The sequence below is a fragment of the Psychrobacter sp. genome, assembly GCF_036731945.1.
Classification (GTDB): Bacteria; Pseudomonadota; Gammaproteobacteria; order Pseudomonadales; family Moraxellaceae; genus Psychrobacter.
Genome location: NZ_DAINDI010000004.1, coordinates 61,970 through 64,495, shown reverse-complemented (window position 1 = coordinate 64,495; position 2,526 = coordinate 61,970). Strand labels below are relative to the sequence as shown.

At 45.3% G+C, this 2,526-nt stretch carries 3 protein-coding genes and 1 pseudogene; all 4 read right to left on the bottom strand.

Going from position 1 to position 2,526, the window contains the following annotated elements; all coding sequences use genetic code 11:
- Positions 1 to 176 (bottom strand): annotated as a pseudogene (locus tag V7D75_RS14635) (site-specific tyrosine recombinase XerD); the annotation flags it as partial.
- A 16-nt stretch (positions 177 to 192) separates the two neighbouring features.
- Positions 193 to 1,434: a class I SAM-dependent methyltransferase gene (locus V7D75_RS01665; protein WP_333613144.1), complete on the bottom strand. Its 1,242-nt coding sequence runs from the start codon at positions 1,432 to 1,434 to the stop codon at positions 193 to 195.
- A gap of 106 nt (positions 1,435 to 1,540) precedes the next feature.
- On the bottom strand, positions 1,541 to 1,867 hold the full coding sequence (tusA, locus tag V7D75_RS01660) for a sulfurtransferase TusA (RefSeq protein ID WP_333613143.1): 327 nt from the start codon (positions 1,865 to 1,867) through the stop codon (positions 1,541 to 1,543).
- A gap of 76 nt (positions 1,868 to 1,943) precedes the next feature.
- Positions 1,944 to 2,423 carry a hypothetical protein gene (locus V7D75_RS01655; RefSeq protein WP_333613142.1) on the bottom strand — a complete coding sequence of 160 codons (480 nt, stop codon included), beginning with the start codon at positions 2,421 to 2,423 and terminating at the stop codon, positions 1,944 to 1,946.
- Positions 2,424 to 2,526: the final 103 nt, after the last annotated feature.

The window sequence follows — 2,526 nt, the reverse complement described above, 5'->3', positions numbered from 1 at the left end:
AACGCGATAGGGTTGGTCAGCTCGCAAGAGCGCAAGTCGCGCACATAAGCATTACGCGTCCGCGTTGCAAGCCCGCGGGCGAGCATTGCTTGCCGAAACTCGGTGATATAAGTTGGCTCGTCATCGACGGCGAGCGCTTTAGGTTGGCGCTGTTGGACGGCGCGGTCGCGGCTCATACTTGATACTCAATGATTAATTATCAGTTATTAAAGATTGGGCAGGTTCTAAACACCATAAAGAAGTAACTTCGCTACTCCTCGTCGCAAATAGAGGATCAGACTTATCTTGGCTGCGACCATGCTTAGGTTTGGTATCGAGGCGGTATTTCACTTTTAGGCCGCTATCGGCAAACCAGCCTAATAATTCCTCACGAGTACGTAGCTGCAAATGCTCAGCCAAATCCGACAGAATCAACCAGACTTCTCCATGCTCGACTAAATGGGTTTTCGCGCCTTGCAAAAACCCACGCAGCATTTTGCTATTGGCATCATAAACGGCGTACTCTAACGGCGAGCTTGGCTTAGCAGGCAACCAAGGCGGATTACAGACAATCAGATTGGCGAGCGGAGCATCAGTCGGATACAGATCCGCTTGCTGCAACTGTACATTAGCTAATTCTAATCGCGTAAAATTTTCGCTGGCGCAGGTTAAAGCTCGCGGGTTTAAGTCGGTGGCAATTACTTGTTTGACACCGCGCTGTGCCAAGATAATAGCGAGCAAGCCAGTACCCGTACCGATATCGTAGGCGACATCACAAGTATCTGGCAGTGGCGCCTCGAGTAATAGCTGTACATACTCATGTCGGGTGGGGGCAAAGACACCATAATGCGGGAATATTGATAAATCTAAACCATCAATCGGAACGCCTTTTTCGCGCCACTGCGCTGCGCCAAGCGCTCCTTGTAGGTCACGAAATGATAACACGCAAGAATCATTTATCTGGCCAAATGCTGCCATACAAGCTGCACTCATATCAGGGGCGCGGCGTAATTGGCTGACATAATTGGCATCAAGCTCGAGTAGCAGACGGCTTAATATGCGCGCACGCTGGGCTTGCAATTGGCGCTGCTGATGAAATAAGTTAGGAATACTTTTGGATAACTCTAAAGACTTATCTAAATTTTTATTGGATTTCGCAGATTGATTGGCTGCTTTCTTTATTTTACGCCGCTCAGAGCGCTCATTGGTACGCTCGATACGTCGATTGAGCGCTTGTAGCAGTTGCCGTGCATTATGAAAGTCACCACGCCATAGTAGTGAAGTGCCTTCGCAAGCCAAGCGATAAGCCTCATCGGCGGTCGTTTTATCATCGACCAACACAATACGCGCAGGCGGCGCATGATTGCTTTCCGATAACCAGAGTGCTTGATGTAAGGTCTCGTTGCCGTTTTTGTTTTCGAGCCACTGCACATACTGCTTTTGGGGTGCTAACATGCTATCTACCTTTAATTTGTGAATGATATATTTCGTACAAAGCAAAGATATCTTGATGCTATGAGTGCGCTGATGCTATGAGTTCTTTAAGCTCAATCAAATACATTTAAGCATTCTTTTTCTTGACCAAATAGCGATAAAGCGTGGCGCTGATAGGCGCGTTATTATCGTCAGCGACCATGATTTCATCAGGATCAATATCTAACGGCACATTTTCAGCAAGCGTTTCTTGCTTTACAAGTTCATGCCCCAAATGACGGCAGAAATTAGGAATATCGCGAGTGGTCGCAGGATCTGTAGCGAGTATTTCAATCACTGCGCCAGCTTCGGCATTACGTATGGTTCGATGTAGCATCATCACCGGCTCAGGGCAAATCAGCCCTTGGGTATCTAAATGATGTTGAATGGCACTATCAAATGTTGAAGTTGTCATAGTCGTTTTTTAAATCAATAAAATATGGTGAATGTTTTCAGTTCTTTATTAGTGATGGCATTTTTATCAGGAAGTTTTATGTTTCTTTAACATTTTCAGACGTTTCTTCAGCGTCTAAAAAGTTAAAAAAGCGCTTAAAGCTCACCTTAAATAAAAACGCCACCCCAAGCCAACATGCCAAACCTAACCAAGCAGTATCGGCAAATAATAGCCCGCCAAGTAATATAACCGTCGATACACCAATACTCATGGCAATCATTGACGGCTGATTTAAGCGATAACGATAAATAACCAGCGCATCATAAATAGTAATAGGAATGGTCAACGCCACCAAAGCGTAGGGCAGGTTATAGAACAATTGATAAAGCAGCTGATTGTCATGAAAGGCTTTGATACTAGCAATGGTGCCAAAGACCATAAAGGCGACAATAGCGGCATAAATAAGATAAATCGCTATTTGGTTTGCTCGCTGAGCACCTTTGATACGCGCAATCGCAAGCGGTGCAAAGCCACGTTGCGACTTGTTTTGCAAAGATGGATCTGAGACAGTGGTCATATTAATCAGTCATTTATTTGTTTAGATGATATAGCAAAGAGGCGCGGTATGTTAGCAATGGACTTACTGCTATCTTAATCCGCTTTAATCGCGTCGATGGCGA

Coding starts and splice junctions, on each gene's coding strand:
- V7D75_RS01665 (WP_333613144.1), bottom strand. CDS start 1,434: ATGTTAGCACCCCAAAAGCAGTATGTGCAGTGGCTCGAAAACAAAAAC.
- tusA (WP_333613143.1), bottom strand. CDS start 1,867: ATGACAACTTCAACATTTGATAGTGCCATTCAACATCATTTAGATACC.
- V7D75_RS01655 (WP_333613142.1), bottom strand. CDS start 2,423: ATGACCACTGTCTCAGATCCATCTTTGCAAAACAAGTCGCAACGTGGC.